Source organism: Botrimarina sp. (assembly GCF_040219535.1).
Taxonomy (GTDB): Bacteria; Planctomycetota; Planctomycetia; order Pirellulales; family Lacipirellulaceae; genus Botrimarina.
In genome coordinates, this window is sequence record NZ_JAVJSH010000036.1 from 41,850 (window position 1) to 58,823 (window position 16,974).

General features: G+C 62.1%; 14 protein-coding genes. 6 read left to right on the forward strand and 8 right to left on the reverse strand.

The annotated features are described in order from the left end of the window. Nucleotides 1-265: 265 nt before the first annotated feature. Nucleotides 266-838 carry a hypothetical protein gene (locus RIC11_RS19625; RefSeq protein WP_350214095.1) on the forward strand — a complete coding sequence of 191 codons (573 nt, stop codon included), beginning with the start codon at nucleotides 266-268 and terminating at the stop codon, nucleotides 836-838. 906 nt (nucleotides 839-1,744) lie between these two features. On the opposite strand, the gene RIC11_RS19630 is transcribed toward RIC11_RS19625, so the two are convergent. From RIC11_RS19630 to RIC11_RS19660, 7 genes are all read right to left on the reverse strand, one after another. Next, a complete protein-coding gene (locus RIC11_RS19630; RefSeq protein ID WP_350214096.1) occupies nucleotides 1,745-2,155 on the reverse strand; it encodes a hypothetical protein in 411 nt (136 codons plus the stop codon). Nucleotides 2,156-2,247: 92 nt separating this feature from the next. Beyond that, the gene (locus RIC11_RS19635) at nucleotides 2,248-3,504 is read right to left on the reverse strand and encodes a terminase large subunit domain-containing protein (RefSeq protein WP_350214208.1); all 1,257 of its coding nucleotides are present in this window, start codon (nucleotides 3,502-3,504) and stop codon (nucleotides 2,248-2,250) included. Between the two features lie 185 nt (nucleotides 3,505-3,689). Beyond that, nucleotides 3,690-4,169, reverse strand: coding sequence for a hypothetical protein (locus tag RIC11_RS19640; protein ID WP_350214097.1), 480 nt, complete (start codon nucleotides 4,167-4,169; stop codon nucleotides 3,690-3,692). An 807-nt stretch (nucleotides 4,170-4,976) separates the two neighbouring features. Then, complete coding sequence (locus tag RIC11_RS19645) at nucleotides 4,977-5,483, reverse strand: hypothetical protein (protein WP_350214098.1); 507 nt, start codon at nucleotides 5,481-5,483, stop codon at nucleotides 4,977-4,979. A 75-nt stretch (nucleotides 5,484-5,558) separates the two neighbouring features. Beyond that, nucleotides 5,559-7,613, reverse strand: coding sequence for a DUF3854 domain-containing protein (locus RIC11_RS19650; RefSeq protein ID WP_350214099.1), 2,055 nt, complete (start codon nucleotides 7,611-7,613; stop codon nucleotides 5,559-5,561). An 87-nt stretch (nucleotides 7,614-7,700) separates the two neighbouring features. Continuing rightward, entirely contained in the window at nucleotides 7,701-7,919 is a 219-nt protein-coding gene (locus tag RIC11_RS19655; RefSeq protein ID WP_350214100.1) for a helix-turn-helix domain-containing protein, read from the reverse strand. Between the two features lie 254 nt (nucleotides 7,920-8,173). Next, nucleotides 8,174-9,481 carry a tyrosine-type recombinase/integrase gene (locus RIC11_RS19660; protein ID WP_350214101.1) on the reverse strand — a complete coding sequence of 436 codons (1,308 nt, stop codon included), beginning with the start codon at nucleotides 9,479-9,481 and terminating at the stop codon, nucleotides 8,174-8,176. A gap of 291 nt (nucleotides 9,482-9,772) precedes the next feature. Between RIC11_RS19660 and RIC11_RS19665 the strand changes: the two genes are divergently transcribed. Next, nucleotides 9,773-11,176 (forward strand): sulfatase family protein, encoded by a 1,404-nt coding sequence (locus RIC11_RS19665; RefSeq protein WP_350214209.1) that lies wholly within the window; start codon nucleotides 9,773-9,775, stop codon nucleotides 11,174-11,176. Between the two features lie 30 nt (nucleotides 11,177-11,206). On the opposite strand, the gene RIC11_RS19670 is transcribed toward RIC11_RS19665, so the two are convergent. Beyond that, nucleotides 11,207-12,052, reverse strand: a complete 846-nt coding sequence (locus RIC11_RS19670) for a phosphogluconate dehydrogenase C-terminal domain-containing protein (RefSeq protein WP_350214102.1) — start codon at nucleotides 12,050-12,052, stop codon at nucleotides 11,207-11,209. A 396-nt stretch (nucleotides 12,053-12,448) separates the two neighbouring features. On the opposite strand from RIC11_RS19670, the gene RIC11_RS19675 reads away from it, so the two are divergent. From RIC11_RS19675 to RIC11_RS19690, 4 genes are read left to right on the forward strand one after another with little or no spacing between them, the layout of a single operon-like run. Next, nucleotides 12,449-13,462 (forward strand): sugar ABC transporter substrate-binding protein, encoded by a 1,014-nt coding sequence (locus RIC11_RS19675; RefSeq protein ID WP_350214103.1) that lies wholly within the window; start codon nucleotides 12,449-12,451, stop codon nucleotides 13,460-13,462. Next, nucleotides 13,459-14,448: an ABC transporter permease gene (locus tag RIC11_RS19680; RefSeq protein WP_350214104.1), complete on the forward strand. Its 990-nt coding sequence runs from the start codon at nucleotides 13,459-13,461 to the stop codon at nucleotides 14,446-14,448. The genes RIC11_RS19675 and RIC11_RS19680 overlap by 4 nt, the downstream gene beginning before the upstream one ends. A 15-nt stretch (nucleotides 14,449-14,463) precedes the next feature. Continuing rightward, nucleotides 14,464-15,978, forward strand: a complete 1,515-nt coding sequence (locus RIC11_RS19685; protein ID WP_350214105.1) for a sugar ABC transporter ATP-binding protein — start codon at nucleotides 14,464-14,466, stop codon at nucleotides 15,976-15,978. Next, on the forward strand, nucleotides 15,975-16,946 hold the full coding sequence (locus tag RIC11_RS19690; RefSeq protein WP_350214106.1) for an ABC transporter permease: 972 nt from the start codon (nucleotides 15,975-15,977) through the stop codon (nucleotides 16,944-16,946). The genes RIC11_RS19685 and RIC11_RS19690 overlap by 4 nt, the downstream gene beginning before the upstream one ends. The last annotated feature ends 28 nt before the right edge of the window (nucleotides 16,947-16,974 follow it).

The window sequence follows — 16,974 nt, forward strand, 5'->3', positions numbered from 1 at the left end:
GTACAAGGGGGTTGGCGATAGCATTCCCAGCACCGGAGCCCGGAGAGCCCGTCTAACGCATCGGACCGGCTAGGCGGTCGCTGAGCCAGGGGCAGGGCTCGGGACGCAAGAGGGCGCCGTAGCGGAGCCCACACGAGAAGCTTAGGCCGGTTCGACGCTTGGCTGCTGCTAGGGCTGCTGAGAGAGAAGCTAGGACCGACAGCAACGCAGGCGCTCGCTAGAATGCCGAACTGACCAGCACCAACCTAGGAACGGATACCGAACCATGGCGGCTTGGCTCTGCTTCTCTTGCGGCACGCTCAACAACGCTCTCAAGAAAGAGAAGCGGATTACGTGCGGCTACTGCCAGGTCGAGACGACTTGGCCGAAGCATGATCGAAGGCGAAAAGTTGCCAACGACGCCGTTAAGTGGGGCATCGTTCACCGAAAGCTACATGAAGCAGACTTAGCGAAGGGCAGAAAGGTAAGCTATAAGCTCCGTGAGGTAACTGAGCTTTTAGAAGCGGTCTTTTGGTTCATCACCGTATCAATAACTGGCGGTGTAACGTACGACATCGTGAAAGCCTGCTGTGTACGGGCAGTGAACGCGGCGAGAGAGTACAACCAGAAAGCTAAGAAAGACGCTTTCACTCCTATCGGCACGCCCCGTGAGATTAAAGAGGTCGAAGCACTAATTGCCGACCCAGAAAAGTACGAGCAAATGCGACGAGAAGTAGAAGAGTGCATTAAAGGCATGCCGGGAGTTGACCCTAGAGTTCGCATGGCGGCTTTAGGGAGAAAAGCCGAGGCAAGCCTTCGCACAGCTAAGCTATTAGCTCCCGAAAAGCTACACCGTTAAAAGGAAAAGCGAGGGCTTCCGTTCCCTCGCCCTTCGGAGCTACGCGAGTAACAGCGAACAACCATCGTGAACGCTGCACGCTCCTTGTTGGTCGGGAAGGATCGCTAAGTGATCGGGAAAATAGACGTTCGCCACCATGTCATATTCACCGCCGGCTGCGTAGCCTTTTTCCCGCTTACCTTCGATCCGGAGCCCGGTACTTATCGACAACGGCGAACGTGTAGCCAACCGGTCTAGTACTTTCGGGGCAACCTTCCCGAGTTTCTCCGTGTCTATATACACGTCGGCCCGGAGATAGCCGGCGTGAGACTTACTGTTGAACAGCCAACCGACGCGGGAAGTCTCCCACACTTGCGGGCTGTTAGCTGACTCCCCCCGAACCGGGTGGTTAATCACAACCGGCCGACCATCCCACAACGGAGCCGAGCGGTCGGTTGCGGCGGCCGGATAGTAAATCCTCCCACCGCTGCCGGCCATAACACGGGGTCCGTTGATTAGCGTTGCCTTCGCTAGTACGTAACTTCGCCCCTCGACTATTACGGTCTTACTTTTCAGTTTAGCCGTAGCCCGGTTAGCCACTATCGCAGGCGTTAACGTGCTGGGCTCGCTTAGGCAGGGTAGAAACGGGTCTACGCTGCGAACGTGGTGCATCCCGTCGCAATTACAGTTGTCGATTTCATACATTAGGTTTCCCCCTATAGTCTTTCGGCGGGGCCGTCTTTCGGCGGCTTGTCCTCGGTTCGCTCTGGGGGAAGCCCGAATCCTAGAGCCCTAGCTTCCTCTGGGCCTTTCGGTTGATAGGGGTGATCCCATTCGCGGTTCGCTTCTCTCAGGTTCCGCTGAAACTCTTCGTGGCTTTGCATCGGTAATTCTCGGGATAAAGTGTACGGGTTAGAACTGTGTGTATTAGCCCTGTAAGAGTCGCTTCGCCTCTTCCATTATCGGCAGAGCTTTGTCGCGTAGAGACTCTTGGAGCCTACGGTGTTCATCGATCTTCGGCTTCTCTTCGATTTCATAAATCGTCTTCTTGCATGATTCGATCTCTTCGGCGGCCTCGATAACGAGAGCCTCGGCTTCTTTCGTCGCCTCTATGTCTTCCCTCAGTGGCCCGTGAAATCTGTAATCGTTCTCGCACTGGCGATAACACGCCGCGAGAGAACGCTTCGCTTCGTCTAGCTTCTCTTGCCTGCCGGGTAGAACATTCTCCCAATACAAAAGCCTTTGTTTCGCCGCTTCCGCCGGATCGTCCGACACCGGGATAATCGGCTGGAAATCGTCGCCTAACACTTTCCGGGAGCCATCTTTGTAGATCGCCACGTTTCCGACTCTTACAAAGGGTCCGTGTTCCTCTACGTAATCGTCGGCTCGCGTTCTTGTCATTGTGTGCATTTGTTTAATACCTCGGGGGGTTAGAAAGTTACGAATCTGTAATGGTCGTTTGGCGTCGCCGAAAGTTCGTAGGCCCCCAACAGTGCGAGTGCGAAAGCCGTGACCGTGTCGCCGTGTCCTGTCGCGTCGCGTGGAGAAGTTAAACGGAAGCCGTAAGACTTCTCTTCTACCCGGAGTTTACGTAGATCGGCGTGGAGTTCGGGGCAGGGGTAGAGGGTCAACCGGCGGTCTGTGAAACTCTCGATTACGATTCTGGCGATCTCGCGTAGGTTGACCGCGGTAGGCGTAACCTCTCTCATAAAGGGCTGGCGGTTATAGGCAGAGTCCCGAGCCCGGATTCCGTAATCGGTGTTCCCCTCGACACGTTGTGCAATGTGTTCGGCTTGCCAGGGATCGTATCTAACGTGGTCGAGTTTGAATTGCCGCTTTCGGTAGATCATCGTGTCTTCAACGTCGGAAAGTGAAACCTTACCGTCTGCCGCTTCGGATGGTTTCCACGTATCGACGCGGGCTAAGCGTATCTGCCGGGTGTTACGGTTCACGGCGAGAACAACAAACGCGGCGTTATCCCGCTTTAGGCCAAGGTCTAAGCCGCCGACGAATTCCCAACCGTACTCTTCCCCGGTCATTTCCCGTGCGTTGTTATCCTCGGCCGCCGCTATGTCCTGCGGCGTTAGGGCATCACCGCCACCGCTAGTCCAGTTGTTATTAATGAGACGGTCTACGGCGTGCGGCGGTATCTCTTTAGATAGTTCGTCGAAAGAGTCTTTAAGCCACGTTGCAACGGTTCCGGGTAGGTGGCTGTAATAGATTCTCGGGTTATCTTGTGCGGCTAGCGATAACTTGTGCTGGAACGAACCTTCATAACCGGCGTTCATAATCGCGACGAACACACAGCTACGCCGCTTAGCCGCCGTGCTCCTGAGAGAAGTGTAAAACTCTTCCGCGGATTCGGGCCAGTGGGATAGCTCGTCGACGACTACGAAATCGCATAGGTGGCCGTAACTGCTGGCCGTGTCGCTGCTGATAACTTCTAGCGTGCTGCCGGTGATCGAGTTTCTAACTTCGTAGCGTTGAACGGTGATGAAGTCTCGCAGCCACGGGTTAGCGGATACAAGTCTGCCGATGCTGTCGCGAAGGATTCGGGCTTGGTCTCTGTCGCCTGCGGCTGCGATTCCATGTAGCTGTTTGCGGGCCGAGAAGAGAGCCCACAAAACCATACAAGCTAGATCGCTCGACTTAGAGTGACCGCGGGGCCTTTCTAACCATCCCCGCATCGTTACGTTGTCGGGGCTGCGTAGACCTACCGCCGCTTGCCATCCGGGGTCTAGTGCTTCAAAGTCTCGCTGCTGCCAGGGTTCGCAAACTTCGGAGAACGGTTGTAGATTCGATCCGGTGTCGATTCGTAATGCGTCTCGGAATGACTGCGGCGAGCGTTGTAGCTCTTTGAGTGCGTCGGCGTTCACTTAGATTCCCCCTTCTCGGGTTCGGCAGTCTCTTCCGATGCGTAATTCAACCGCGGCTGTTGTTCGTAGAGGCCGGCGATCAGCGTTTCCTTTGAGTCGCGGTCTAGGCCTAGCTTCTCTAACGCCCGGTCTCGATTCGCAGACGCTTTGGCGATCCGCTCTGAGATATCAAGCCGCTTTTCAACCGAGAGAGTGTCACCGTGTGTGCGTAGCTCTAGCTGACAGAGTGCCCCGTATACCTCCCATTTCAGAGCCGTATTGATATGGCATTCCTGCATTGTCGAGATTGCACCGTGAATCGCCTTCACTGAGGCCTCTAGGCCACGCCTCATGCGGTTCCGTCGGTTCTCTACGTACTTCGCGTGGTCCGGAAGCTTGCCGCCCACTAGATCGCGACTCCGGAGCCCGTGCCTCTGGTTCCGCTTCCGGGCTGGCTTCTCTCCCTCAGGAGTGCTGTCTTTACCTGTTTCTGCCATAGGGGGTTCCGTTGCTATGGGCTCTCGAATCGTCGCGTACACCCGCCTATAGGTGTACGCAGTTTCAATCGGCTGTCTGTAACTGCCTAGTATGCAAGGGGTTCGGACTATGCCGCTCTGCCTAGGGCCGCGGTTTGTGGAACCTAGCCCCCGTGAGAATTCACGTACGCACGCGGGTTCGTGAATTGGGGTGCATGTGTAATCGGTACTCTCTGCTCCCTTCTCTGCCCTTCTCTGCTCCCTTCTCGCTCCCTGCCTGCCCCTCTCTGCTCCGCTCTATCTCCCCTTCTCGCTCTCTCATTCCCTCTGTCTCGCTGACTCTCTCTCTCGTGTGTAAAAAGCCGGGACGGCAACCGCTGAATAACAACCCAAGGGTTACGACTGCCGCCCCGACCCAAACAGGGATTTATTTAGTCCGCGTCCGCTGCTTCTAACGCTGCTTTCATTTCTCTCACGACTTCTATGCAGTCGCACGACGGGTGCCCTTCTAACCGGTGTAGCTTCTCAATCGCCGCTGCCCCGCGTTCAACGGTGCGACGGTCTAGGAACAGCCCGCGGCGTTGTGCGTCGGCAAGATAGATTAAGCAGCTATTCGCTCTGTCGATCGCCAGCCGCCAACGTTCAACCGCCGCTTGATCGCTCAGGAAATCGGCGTCGTCGCGTAGCTGCCTCGCTGCGGTTATACACTCGGCCATTCCTTGTAGCTCGTGCTCGTTAAGCAGCGGCTGCGGTTTCGACGGCTTCGCGTTGTGACGAACGTATCGCGGCTTCATAGCAAATTTTCGGGATAGAGGATCGCGTACATTCTCACGCTGTCACCTTACCCTCTAACTCTGCGAAAGTCTCTCGCAACGCTTTCTCTAGCGATGATGTCCACTCGGTATCGACGACTTGCCGCGGCGTTGCGTTCTTCGGGGCGGTCCACGCAATCACCTTGTAGCTGAACTTTTGTAGGATCGTGCATCGGTAACGCGTACCGTCCGCCGCTTTGTACATACGTGTTAGGTTTCCGCTGCTTGCCGCCGGCTTCCAATATCGCGGATCGGCAAATCTCTTAAAGCGGTTGTCGGCGTTTCTCATCATGCGATCGGCTTCCTCGCCGTGATAGCCGGCGGCGTACTTCTCGGCACAGCAGCGACCCGCATAGACGAAACCGTCTAGCCGCGGGTGTCGCATCTGGCGAACCCAACGCAGGTTTTGCTTATCGCAGAACCAGCACGCGAATTGATCGCTGCGGTACTGCAACGCATCAAACTCCGTTTCCACGGTCCAGCCGGACCGGAAGGCTTCCGCGATATCTGCTCTGGTGGCCATCGGGTTTCCTTGTCGGGCTCTCTCCTGACCGCTCGGGAGAATCGAATTAGTGGGAATTAAAATAATTAGTTGCCGCTATTCGTCCGAATCGGCGAGCGTGAAGTATTCGGTTGGTCTGCCGGCTCCCTGGGGCTGCTTCTCTTTCCAGGTTCGGACCCGGCAGGCCTTCACAAGCGTCTTAAGAGACTCCTTTACCTGGGGCATCTTCTTTCCGAAGTGCTCTCTCAACTGCTTGGTTGTCTTAGACCCGCCCTGTAGGAACGTTACGATTTCCTCGGACAGCGGGTCGCCGGTCTCACCGGCCAGCATGGTGAGCGTTGCACGTTCACACGTTCGCCATATCGCCATGCCTGCCTCTAGGTGTCTCTTTGCAACCTGGGGGGTTTCGTCGGTGCTCTCCCACAGCTCGACTAGGGCATAGATCAACGCGAGACGCAGAACGAACGTGTAACCGCGAGCTACGATTGCTCCCTGTAGTCCCGGTGCGTCACCCGCGGCACGCATGATCGGATAGTGTTTATCCCAATACTCTTGAGCCTCGGCGTCTAACTCTAGTGTCTGCGGGACTGCTTCGCTTCCCAGTTTGCTGATCTTCCTGATCCGCTTGATTAGAGGCCTGTAGAGGCTTGCCGGTGGTGGCGGTGCGTCGGTGTGTATCGTGGTGGAGTGTGAGTAGGCTATGAGAAAGCGATTAACAAAGCCGCTGTAGAACTCCACCGTTTTTACCTTGGATTTGAACTCTTCCGGTGTGCAGTGGCCGATGATACAAACGTGTATGTCCTTAACGCGTATCGGGTCGCCCTTCGTGATGATGCCCGCTCGGCCCCCGTCGTTCAGCTTGCGTATCTGTGGAGACAAGATGTTGCCCTGTCTCTCCGCTTGTGTAAGTACGGCCCCGAACTCTTCTTCCTCGATAAAGAATCTCTTGTCTGATTCCTCTTCCCGTCCTAGGGCGATCAATCCTTCGCCGGTCGATAGGCCGGTCAGCATTTGCGATTCGTAGAACCTCGGGTCTGCTAATTCGATTACCTTTCCGGCGTCGCGTGAGGCTGTGCCTTTACGTCCTCCGCTCGTGCCGCCTAGCAACAGAACATTCAGGTGGGCGGGCTGCGTTGTCGAACCCGCTCGGAGTGTCGGGCCGCGTCCGATCATCGCCGCTATCCAAAGCAGCAGGTGGAGAAGGATTCCGATGGCCGTGGCTTCGGTGTGCTCCACGATTCCCCGAAGGAAATCTCCCATCGGCCCTTGGCAGGCCGCATTAGGTAGCTGCTGGCAAATAATTATTTTAATTCCACCTAATTCGGCAGCCGGATCGATCTCCTGGGCTTCGTCGATCAGTTCTTGTAGTGCCATCGGGTCGCCGTTGTTCGCTCCGAAGTCGTCGATGCCTTGCTTGCCGCCATCCGGGGCGGGCGGAAGCGATACCCAGTAGACGCCTTCGGCCCCCGCGTTCAGCAGCAAGCCGGCTAGCATCCGAGCCGCTTTCCGGGTGTACGTTTGCGTCTTCGTTTTCGTGTCGTAGTCAAAAGCGATGTAGACCGAACGTCCGGTCCAGTCGATCGCCCTTAGTTCCTGTTTCAACTTCTGTTCATTCACGACCTTGAAACCGAACACACCCGGCAGCCCGATTGCGAGATAACCGTACTGCGTTAACGCCAGTGCCTTAATCGGTCCCTCGGTTATGTAGATCGGTCTCGGCGGGTCGGCTTCCCATATCTCATCGACACACTGCCGCGGGATGTATGATTGCGATGGCTCTCCGGGTGGGCCTTGGTATTTAACCGGCCTGCCATCAATGATCGGCGGCTTGTCGTGTCGCTTTGTAACATACCCGGTTAGCTCTCCATCGATATCAACGTGTGCGAACCTTAGGAATGTACCCTTGCTGCGTATGTCTTCGGCTCGTGCGGTCTCGGGTGTGATGCCTCTCGCTGTGAGAATGAGCCTGTGATATTCGTTGATCTCGCGTGGCCATCCAGTGTTAGCATTGGCTGGCCGTTTCTTTGCTTTCTTCGTTGATTTAACTTTTCCATTTGGACTAACAGCCTTCGCCGCCTTGCGTTGCTCTTGGATAACACGAGTGAAAGCTCGGCTAGTAGAGGGGTCAAGTTTGGTTCCTCGATTTTGCATGATCTGTCGCCTCGGTAGCTTCTAACTTTTCGGGATAGACTGCCGGCACCTGCCGCCCGGTGCCGGGCAGGTCTACCCGAGTCCTAGTCAGTTGTCTTGATTCACCAACTGGTATTTCCTGATTTCGCTGATGCTGATTCGCAGCTTTTTCAGTCCTCGCGATTTGTTCAGGCGAATGTCGTATGCCTTCAATTCCTTCTCCTTAATCAAGTCTCTCACGAAGCGCTCGCTTACGCCGAGCTTCGCCGCAGTCTCCTGGATCGTGAATGCTTCTTTCGTTGGTTTCTCTCGCTTCTTTTGAGTCATCTGAGGGCCTCGGGTTGTTAGGGCATCTGTGCCACACAAGTTGCATCTGCTCGGCACAGCATGAGGGTTACACATATCGCCGTGTGTGTAAACACCCCAAAATCACACAAATACACAGATTTCGCTAGCAGTACCGTCAACCCGTGTGTTCTTCTGGCTCAGATAAAGCCGGCGGCTGTGTATTTACGAAAAAAGCCCCCCTGCGATTTTGCAGGGGGGCTTTCGGATTCTCAGAGACTGTTAGTGTGACGCTGCTAGGCGTTGCTCTGCTTGACTTCGGTGAATAGCCAGTCGTGAACGAAATCGACCACGCGTTGCAACCGTTCCGGGTGATATCGAGCTATGTAGCGGGCGGCCATCCGGTTATCGACATGGCCCATTATGAAATTCACTGCTTCCTCATCAATAACGCCCCCCGCTTCGGTGCGGAACGTATGACGCAACGCGTAGAAGCCCCGCTTTGTGTGATGGATGGTAGAATTCGGATCGTCTTTCAGAATCCGAGCGAATACCTTATCTAGGGCCTTGCCGACTGGATTTAGGTTCATCGGCGAGTCGGGGTTGCCCCACGCGTTTCCGTATCTTGTGATAAAGACTAAGTCCCTGTCTGTGTCGCCTGTTGGTGTCGGCCGACGCGTCCGCCAGTCTTTCAAGGCCGCTACGGTTTCTTTCCACAACGGAGCCTCGCGTGCGTTCCCGGTTTTGTGACGCGGATAGTTGAGCCACGCGGTTTCTCCGTTCTCATGAAAATTAATGTGGCTCCATTTGAGCGTTGCGAAATCGTGATTCCCTAGCCCGGCGTTGATCGCCATAAGAATCATCGTCTTCAATGGTTGGCGTGCGTACTTAAGCAGTAGGTGTATCTCTTCTTTCGTGTAGGTTTCGGGGGTCGGGTTGTCGTTACGCTCTTTCGCTATCTCGTTCCGGCTTGGTTGTACAAACTCGGACCCGAAGCAGAACGGGCGGTCAACGTAACCATTCTTATAGGCGAAAATGAAAATAGCCCGGATGCGGCGGACGCGGTTGCTCTGCGTAACTAGGTTCGCGGTCTCCTGTCCGGGTTTTGAGTTGCTTTGTATGTACGGCAACAGCAAGTTGAACTTCGCGGGCCTCATCGTCGCTAGGCTTGTGCGGGGGTTGAGAATGTTAAGCACCGCGTCGATTTCCCGCTGGTACTCCGCAACGCCGCGTGCGTTAATCTTTCCCTTCTGACAACTGCGTTCTTTGGACTCCATGAACAACGCACACAATTGGCCGAGCGTTCTAGGATTATCCGGATCGGCTGGCGGAGCTTTGCCGTCCGGATCGGTTACGTATTTAATCTTCGCCGCTTCCCATCCGTCGCGGCCCGTTAACTCGACGCGTCCGGTCGCCGGGTTCTTTCGTTTCCATCTGCCGTAGTAAACTAACTTGCCGTTTACTTTCTTCGCCCAACAACCGGAGCGGTGTGGGAATAGCGGCGAGTTCGCTGGGAATCCGCCCTCATCGAACGGTTTCCCCCTTACAGGGCGCTCTAGAGTCTCTGGCCCTGTTGTCGCTGTCGTGGTATCTTGTGTGTGCATGATCTAGCCGTCTCCACGTCGGCTGGTATCTGGGTCAGCCGGTTCTTGGTAGTAGTGACCGGCTGGCCCTTTCTTTTGGGCTCGCTCTGAGCCCTTCGCAGCCCGCCGAGACTCTCCCGGCGTGAAGGCTGCTAGCGGTTGTAACCACGGGTAAAAACGCGGTTTCAAAATGGCGTACACCCGCCTGCCGGGTGTGCAGTGCAGAGGGTATCCCGGAATATCCCTTAAAAACAAGGGGCTAGGGAGTTTTGGCCACGCGGTCTTGAAAACCGCGTTCCCAACGACCACCGAATCGACGACCGGACCGAGGCCGAGATCGTCTACCGGCAGGCGGAGCGGTTCCTCCGCGACGCCGCGGCCGGCCAGCGGCCGTTCTTCGTGACGCTCTGGTTCGCCACGCCGCACATCCCGCTGATGGACACGCCGAGCACCGCCTACGACGACTCCGGCGTCTCCGAGGAGCGGCGCAGCTACTACGAAGCGATCCAGAGCATGGACGCGCAGATCGGCAACCTACGCGGATTGCTCGCCGAGCTCGACGCCGACCGGCGCACCCTCGTGATGTTCACCGCCGACAACGGCCCGGAGTCAGCCGAGGTGGGCTCCACCGGCGGCCTCCGCGGCGAGAAGCGAGCCCTCTACGAAGGGGGCCTACGCGTGCCGACGCTCGTGGAGTGGCCCGGCCAGGTCGAGCCCGGCGCCGCGAGCTCTGCGATGGCCACCACCAGCGACCTGCTCCCCACGCTGCTGGGCGTCTGGCGCGTGGCGATGCCCGACGCCCGCCCCCTCGACGGCGAGTCGCTGCTGGACGTCCTCCAAGGCCGCGACAGCGGGCGGGCCGAAGGCTACACCTTCTGTTCGGTCCACGGCCGCAGCCAGATGGCGATGGGTGAGCGCTTCAAACTCGTGACCGAGGAAGGCTCAACCGAGCACGAGCTCTACGACTTGCTCGAGGACCCAAAGGAACAGCACAACCTGCTGGAGCAACCCACTCCGTACGCCGAAGCCCAGGCGCGTCGGCTTCACGAGCGGCTCACCAAGTGGCTAGAGAGCTGCGAGATCAGCCGCAGGGGGGAAGATCTGCCGCCGCGCGCGACGGCGCTCGAACACGGCGAGGTACGCACCGACGCCGAATTGTCGCTTCCCTTCGTCGAGATCGGCGAAGACCGCTTCGGCGGCGTTGTATACGAGGATCGCTACCAGCTGACCGACGGTGTGTTCGAGCGATCGGGCGTGGTTTCGCTCTTCGCCGAACGCCAGTTCGCTACCTTGGCGGCGCCGCTCTCCGTCGAGCGCCCCGATCGTTCCGCCAAGGAGCGTCACGAGCCGCCGCGGCGCGACCTGCCGGCCGGCGCGACGGTGCACAGCTACCTGGCGCACTACGACCCGGCCGGCGCCGGCCGCGGCGCCCAAACGGCGCGCTTCGCCTTCGACGATCCGATTCTCGGTGTCATCGCCGAGCCGGGCGACCTGGCCGACAGCGACTCGCTCGCGTTTGCCGAGCCGGGCTTCTCCTCCCGGGAAGGCGCCGACAGCGAGCGCGGCGCGGTGCGTTGGCGGATCGACGACGGCCGCCGATCGATCACGCTCTGGATGAGCGCTCCGCCCGGCGAGGTTCGTCAGGTGCGCATACTGACCAGGGCGACCATCCCCACGGCGGGCGCGCCGGCCGAGGGGGCAGGGCAGGGGGGCTAAGCGGTCGCGGTCGAACCGCTCTGCGGGCGATCAGCCTTTGGCGACGCCCGTGATCCGCTCGACGCTCTTCTGGATCGCGTCCGGCTCGAACACCTGTTTCCAGTCGTCTCTGAAGAGCGTCTTCTTGGCGTCTTCGATGGCGGCCAGGGCGCCGTCGGAGAATGGGAATTCGGTCCGGTCGAAGAGGACCGCGAGCTCGCAATAGATGTGGCCGAGCAAGAAGTCGCGAGCGGCCGGCTCCGGCACGCCGCGCCGGACGGCCTCGTCCATCGCCTCGCGGATCACGGCGATGCAGGTCGCAGCGACGGTTTCGGATAGCACCGGCTCGAGCATCGCCATCTGCTCGACGGTCACCCGGTGGGCCCGGGTGATCGGCTTCCACATCGCCCGCGCCAGGCGCTCGCCGCTTTCGTAGTCGGACTCGTCGCCACGCATCAACGCACAGACGATCGCCTGGCGGGCCTTACCCGAACCGAAGAAGTCGAACCGGGCGGCGATGTCGGTCTCTTCGTTGAAGACCGACGGGTGGGCGGGGTGGCAAACGAAGACGCTGATGTCCCCGCGATCGGGGATGAGGCCCGCGTGCGGCCCGGCCGGGTCGAGGGCGACGATCATCGCCCCACTCCGCATCAGCTCCACCGCCTGGGGCGCCGCGCTGCGGATCGCCCTGTCGGGCACCGCCAGGATGACGATGTCCGCTCGGGGAACCGCTTGCTCAAGCTCGGCGGCCTCGTCGCAGCGGGCGATGAGCCGTTCGCGGCCAGCCGCATCGGCCTCGACGCACAGCAGCCTGTAGTCCTCGTTATCCGAGAGCGATTTGCTGATCCGGGTTCCCATTTTCCCGGCGGCGCCGAGCAGCGCTATCGTCTGCGCCATCCGAGTGATCCTTTGCGGCTGAGGAGGGGACCGCCACGCGTGGAACCGCACAGCGATACGTCGAGAGATCGAGCAGACGCGGTGGCGTCCGACGGTTGCGATATTACTGAGATCTCAATAAGATTGCAACACTCTGGGACGGCGCGATCGCCGCGACGTGATCGTTTGCTTCAGCTAACTTATGCGGCCATACAGCCTTACAGCTTGCGGCGGCCGCCGCTCCTCGCTACGTGTCCTCCTCTTCGAGTGGTCGCCGCCGCTGCCGCCGCTCATCGCAGACACCCCCTCGAACGTGCGATGCTCCAACGGCGCCGGGGAACCGGATTTCGGCATGCCGCAGAGGTGTTTGGTCGGGCCCGTCGTCGGTCGGCGCCGGTCGCCGCGGCGGTGATTGGTTTGGCCACGCTCCTGGGCTGCGAGCCGCGCGAGTCGCCCGAAGTCACCATCGGCGTTGCCTTCGAGACGCTGCAGACCGAGTACTGGGTCGCCAGCTTCGACGCGTTCCGCGACGAGCTCTCCGAGCGCGGCTTCGGCGTGCGTGAAGCGGTCGCCGACGGCAGCGCCGATCGCCAACTCGACCAGGTCCACGCGCTGATCGGGATGGGCGTCGACGGACTGGTCATCGCCCCCAAAGACGCCACGACCGTCGTGCCGATGATCCTCGCGGCCAACCGCGCCCAGGTGCCCATCGTGCTCTACAACCGCCCCCCCGCGGCGAACGAGGGCCAGAGCGTCACGGTCGTGGCCGACAACTACAAGCTGGCCCGCGCGACGGTCGAGTACATGATCGACCGCGCGCGGGAAGGGGGGGTCGATTGCAAGGCCCTGGTGCTCATCGGCGACTTGGCCGACCAGAACGCCATCGCCCGACGCGACGGCTTCGAGGACGCGGTCGCGGCCCACCCGGACGTGGTCGAGGTCGTCGCCCGCATCCCCACCGAGTGGAGCCAAGAGAAGGCCCTCGCCGGCATGACCAACTCGTTGCTCGCCCACCCCGAGATCAACTTCGTGTTCTCGTCGAGCGACTTCCTCTTCCCGTCGGTGGTCTCGGCCCTGGAAGCGGCCGGCAAGTACCACCCGGTCGGCGACCCCGGCCACGTGCTGCTGGGCGGCTTCGACGGCGACTCGATGGCCTACCGGATGCTTGTCGAGGGCTACCTCGACGCCGACGGCGTGCAAGACGTGTTCTTCGAGTGCACCGCTTCGATCGACGCTTTGCTTGCGACACGCCGCGGCGAGTCGCCCCCGCCGATCGTGAACGACCCGGGCTTCGTCATCCACCAGGGCAACCTCGAAGAGATGGCGCCGCGCATGTGGGGGGCGAGGGTCGCCCTCGCCGCCGCGGCGGCCGCCGACCAGGGGGACGACCCACCGGGCGACAGCGAGCCCCCACCCGAGGCGCCGCTGTGACGGACCAACCGCTAGGCTCGGCCGCCTCGCCGCGGTCGCCGGCCGCTTGGGTCCGCTCGGCCCCGCCGGTGCTCTGGCTCTGCGCGGCGCTCGCCGTCGCCATGCTGGCCCTGCAGCCCCCCGCCAACTACGCGGCCGCGGCCGAGCAGGTGCTGCTCGCGACGACGCTCCTGGCGTTCCTCGCGATCGGCCAGTTGTTCGTGGTCGTCACCGGCGGGATCGACCTGTCGATGCCCGCGGTCGTGTCGCTGGCGAGCCTCGTCGCCGCGACGCTCTCCAAGCAACTCGAACTCGGCGTAGCGGCCGGCGCCGTCGTCTGCCTGCTGGCCGGCGTCGGCGCCGGCGCGTTGGTCGGCCTGTGCCACGGCCTCGTGATCACGCTGCTGCGCGCTCCGCCGTTCTTGGTAACGCTCGCGTCGCTGATCTCTGTCGAAGGGATAGCGGTCTGGCTCACGGGCGGCGGGCGGCTGGCCGCTGAAGAAGAGGCCATCGCCATCTGGTACGCGCGGCTCGGGCCGCTGCCCGTCCCCCTTCTGTACCTCGCCGCGCTGCTGGTCATCAGCCAGGTCACCCTCGGCCGCTCTTACTGGGGGCGATGCCTCTACGCGGTCGGGCAGAACGCGGCCACCGCCCGCGTGTGTGGCGTGCCCATCCGCCGGACCACCGCGTGCGCGTATGTCGTCAGCGGCGCGCTCGCCGGGTTCGCCGGGGTGCTCTACGGCGCTCGGCTCTACAGCGGCTCGCCCAGCCTGGTTGAGCTCGACACGCTGCTCGACGCGATCGCCGCGGTCGTCATCGGCGGCGCAAGCCTCCTCGGCGGGCGGGGCAGCGCGTCGGGCGTGGCGCTCGGCGCGTTGTTCATCGCGTTGCTCGGGCAGAGCCTCAACGTGCTCGGGCTGCGGATCTGGCACGAGCTCGTCGTGAAGGGGCTCCTCATCCTCGCGGCCGCCATGCTCGACACCTGGGCCATCCGCCGGCGGCGCTGAGCCCCAAGCCTCGCAATGCTCCACCTGCACGACATCTCGAAACGCTTCGGCCGCACGCAGGCCCTCAGCGGCGTGTCCCTCGAGTTCCCCGCTGGCGCGGTCACCGGCTTGATCGGCGAGAACGGCGCCGGCAAGTCGACGCTGATGAATGTTATCGCCGGGGTGATCCAGCCCGACTCGGGCCACATGCAGCTCGGCGACGCGCCCTACACGCCGCACCACGCGTCGGACGCGCACCACTCGGGTGTGGCCCTCGTGCACCAAGAGCTGAACCTCGTGCCGAGCCTGTCGGTCGCCGAGAATCTTGCCCTCGGCGCATTCCCCCAGCGCGGGCTCGGGCCGCTCCGCTGGGTCGACCGCCGCACGCTCGCCGAGCAGAGCGACGAAGCCGTCCGTCGGGTCGGCCTCGACGTGCGGCACGACACGCCCGTCGGGCGGCTCTCCCCGGGCGAGCGGCAGCTCGTCGAGATCGCCGGCGCGCTGCGCCGCCGCCCGAAGGTGCTGCTGCTCGACGAGCCGACGACCTCGCTCACCGGCCCCGAATGCCAGCGCCTGTTCGGATTGATCGAGCGGCTCTGCGGGGAGGGCCTGGCGATCGTCTACATCTCGCACAACCTGGGCGACGTCGCACAACTTTGCGGCAGGACCTACGTGCTGCGGAACGGAACGCTGGCCGGGCGGATGGAGCGGCAAGGATTCTCCGAACGGCAGGCGATCACTCTGATGATCGGCCAGCCGCTGGAAGAGGTCTTCCCGGAGCGGAGCGGCCGGCCCGCCGAGGAGGTCGTGCTCGAGGTGGATGGCCTCCGGCTGCCGGGCGCCGAAAGCGGCGCGAGCTTGCGTCTGCACCGCGGCGAGGTGCTCGGCTTGGCGGGCCTGATGGGGTCGGGACGGACCGAGCTGGTCCGCGCACTGTTCGGCCTCGACCCGCGCCCCGAGGGCCGGGTGCTGGTCCACGGCAAGCCGCTGCCGCCGGGCTCGCCCCGCGCTGCGATCGACGCCGGCCTGGCGCTGGTGACCGAGGACCGCCGCCGCGACGGTCTGCTGCTCGACGGCGCGATCCGCGACAACGTGGCGCTGGCGTCGCTCCCGCGGCTGGCTTCGTCACCCGCCGGGTGGGTCAGCCCGCGGCGCGTGGCCGACGCGTGCGACCCGGTGGCGACGCGGTTCCGCGTCGACTCCACCGATTTCGGTCGCCAGATGGTCTCGAGCCTCAGCGGCGGCAACCAACAAAAGGTGATCCTCAGCCGCTGGCTCGTCACCGAGCCGGACGTGCTGCTGCTCGACGAACCGACTCGCGGCGTCGACGTCGGCGCGAAGTGCGAGATCTACGCGGAGATCCAGCGGCTGGTCGACGCCGGCACGGCCGTGCTCGTCATCTCTTCGGAGATGGAGGAACTCAAAGGGCTCTGCGACCGCATCGCGGTGATGCACCGTGGGGCGGTTTCCGGCGAGTTCCGGCGCGGCCCCGCCGGCTACGACGACCAGCAACTGCTCGCCGCCGCGTTCGGCAGGAGGAACGAACAATGACCCGCCGCCGCGCCGTCACGTTCCGCCAGCGGCTCGCCGCTTGGACACTGGGGCTGCTGTATCTGGCGATCGTCGTCGCGTTCTCGATCGCCAGCCCGCGGTTCTTCACGCTGACCAACGCGCTGAACGTGCTCACGCAGGCGTCGGTCGTCGGCGCCGCGGCGGCCGGGCTCACGCTCGTGATGCTGACCGCCGGCATGGACTTGTCGATCGGCTCGACGATGCTGCTCGCCAGCGCGGTCGGCGGCGCGCTGGTCGTGTGGGCCGACGCGCCGGTCGCGGTCGCGCTGGGCGCGATGCTCGCGGTCGGGGTGCTCGTCGGCTTGGTGAACGGGCTGCTCGTCGTGCGCGCCAAGGTGTCGCCGATCATCGCCACGATCGGCGTGCTGTTCGTCGCGCGCGGGTGCGGCCTCTGGATCACGCAGACCCGCGCCCTCAACCTGCCGGACGAGTTCCGCCAGCTCGCGACCGCGCGGCTCGCCGGCGTGGCCACGCCCGTGTGGACGCTGGCCGCGGTCACGCTGGCCGGCTGGCTGATCACGTCGCGCACCGCGTTCGGGCGGCAGCTGTACGCGATCGGCGCCGACGAGCGTGTCGCCGAACGGGCCGGTGTGGCCGTCGGGCGGCACGTGATGGCGGCTTACGCGCTCAGCGGCCTCACCGCCGGCGTGGCCGGCGTGCTGCTGCTCGCGCAGCTGGCGACCGTGTCGCCCGGCCTGGGGCGCGGCCTCGAACTCGAGGCGATCGCCGCGGCTGTCCTGGGCGGGGTCAGCCTGTTCGGCGGGCGGGGCGCCGTGCCCGGCGCGGTGTTCGGCGCGCTGGTGATCCAGACGGTCCGCAACGGCTTGAACCTCGTCGATGCGAACCCGTTCATTTATCCTCTGGTCACCGGCGGCGTGATCCTCCTGGCGGTCGCCCTCGACTCGCTCCGCCGCGGCTCGCCCGCCCGCGACGCCGCCGGCCCTTGAGCACGCCCCCGACGCGGCGCCGGAACCA

Excerpts from the sequence above, each read along its gene's own strand:
- RIC11_RS19625 (WP_350214095.1), top strand. The coding sequence starts at position 266 with ATGGCGGCTTGGCTCTGCTTCTCTTGCGGCACGCTCAACAACGCTCTC.
- RIC11_RS19635 (WP_350214208.1), bottom strand. The coding sequence starts at position 3,504 with ATGCGGGGATGGTTAGAAAGGCCCCGCGGTCACTCTAAGTCGAGCGAT.
- RIC11_RS19640 (WP_350214097.1), bottom strand. The coding sequence starts at position 4,169 with ATGGCAGAAACAGGTAAAGACAGCACTCCTGAGGGAGAGAAGCCAGCC.
- RIC11_RS19645 (WP_350214098.1), bottom strand. The coding sequence starts at position 5,483 with ATGGCCACCAGAGCAGATATCGCGGAAGCCTTCCGGTCCGGCTGGACC.
- RIC11_RS19650 (WP_350214099.1), bottom strand. The coding sequence starts at position 7,613 with ATGCAAAATCGAGGAACCAAACTTGACCCCTCTACTAGCCGAGCTTTC.
- RIC11_RS19655 (WP_350214100.1), bottom strand. The coding sequence starts at position 7,919 with ATGACTCAAAAGAAGCGAGAGAAACCAACGAAAGAAGCATTCACGATC.
- RIC11_RS19660 (WP_350214101.1), bottom strand. The coding sequence starts at position 9,481 with ATGCACACACAAGATACCACGACAGCGACAACAGGGCCAGAGACTCTA.
- RIC11_RS19670 (WP_350214102.1), bottom strand. The coding sequence starts at position 12,052 with ATGGCGCAGACGATAGCGCTGCTCGGCGCCGCCGGGAAAATGGGAACC.
- RIC11_RS19685 (WP_350214105.1), top strand. The coding sequence starts at position 14,464 with ATGCTCCACCTGCACGACATCTCGAAACGCTTCGGCCGCACGCAGGCC.
- RIC11_RS19690 (WP_350214106.1), top strand. The coding sequence starts at position 15,975 with ATGACCCGCCGCCGCGCCGTCACGTTCCGCCAGCGGCTCGCCGCTTGG.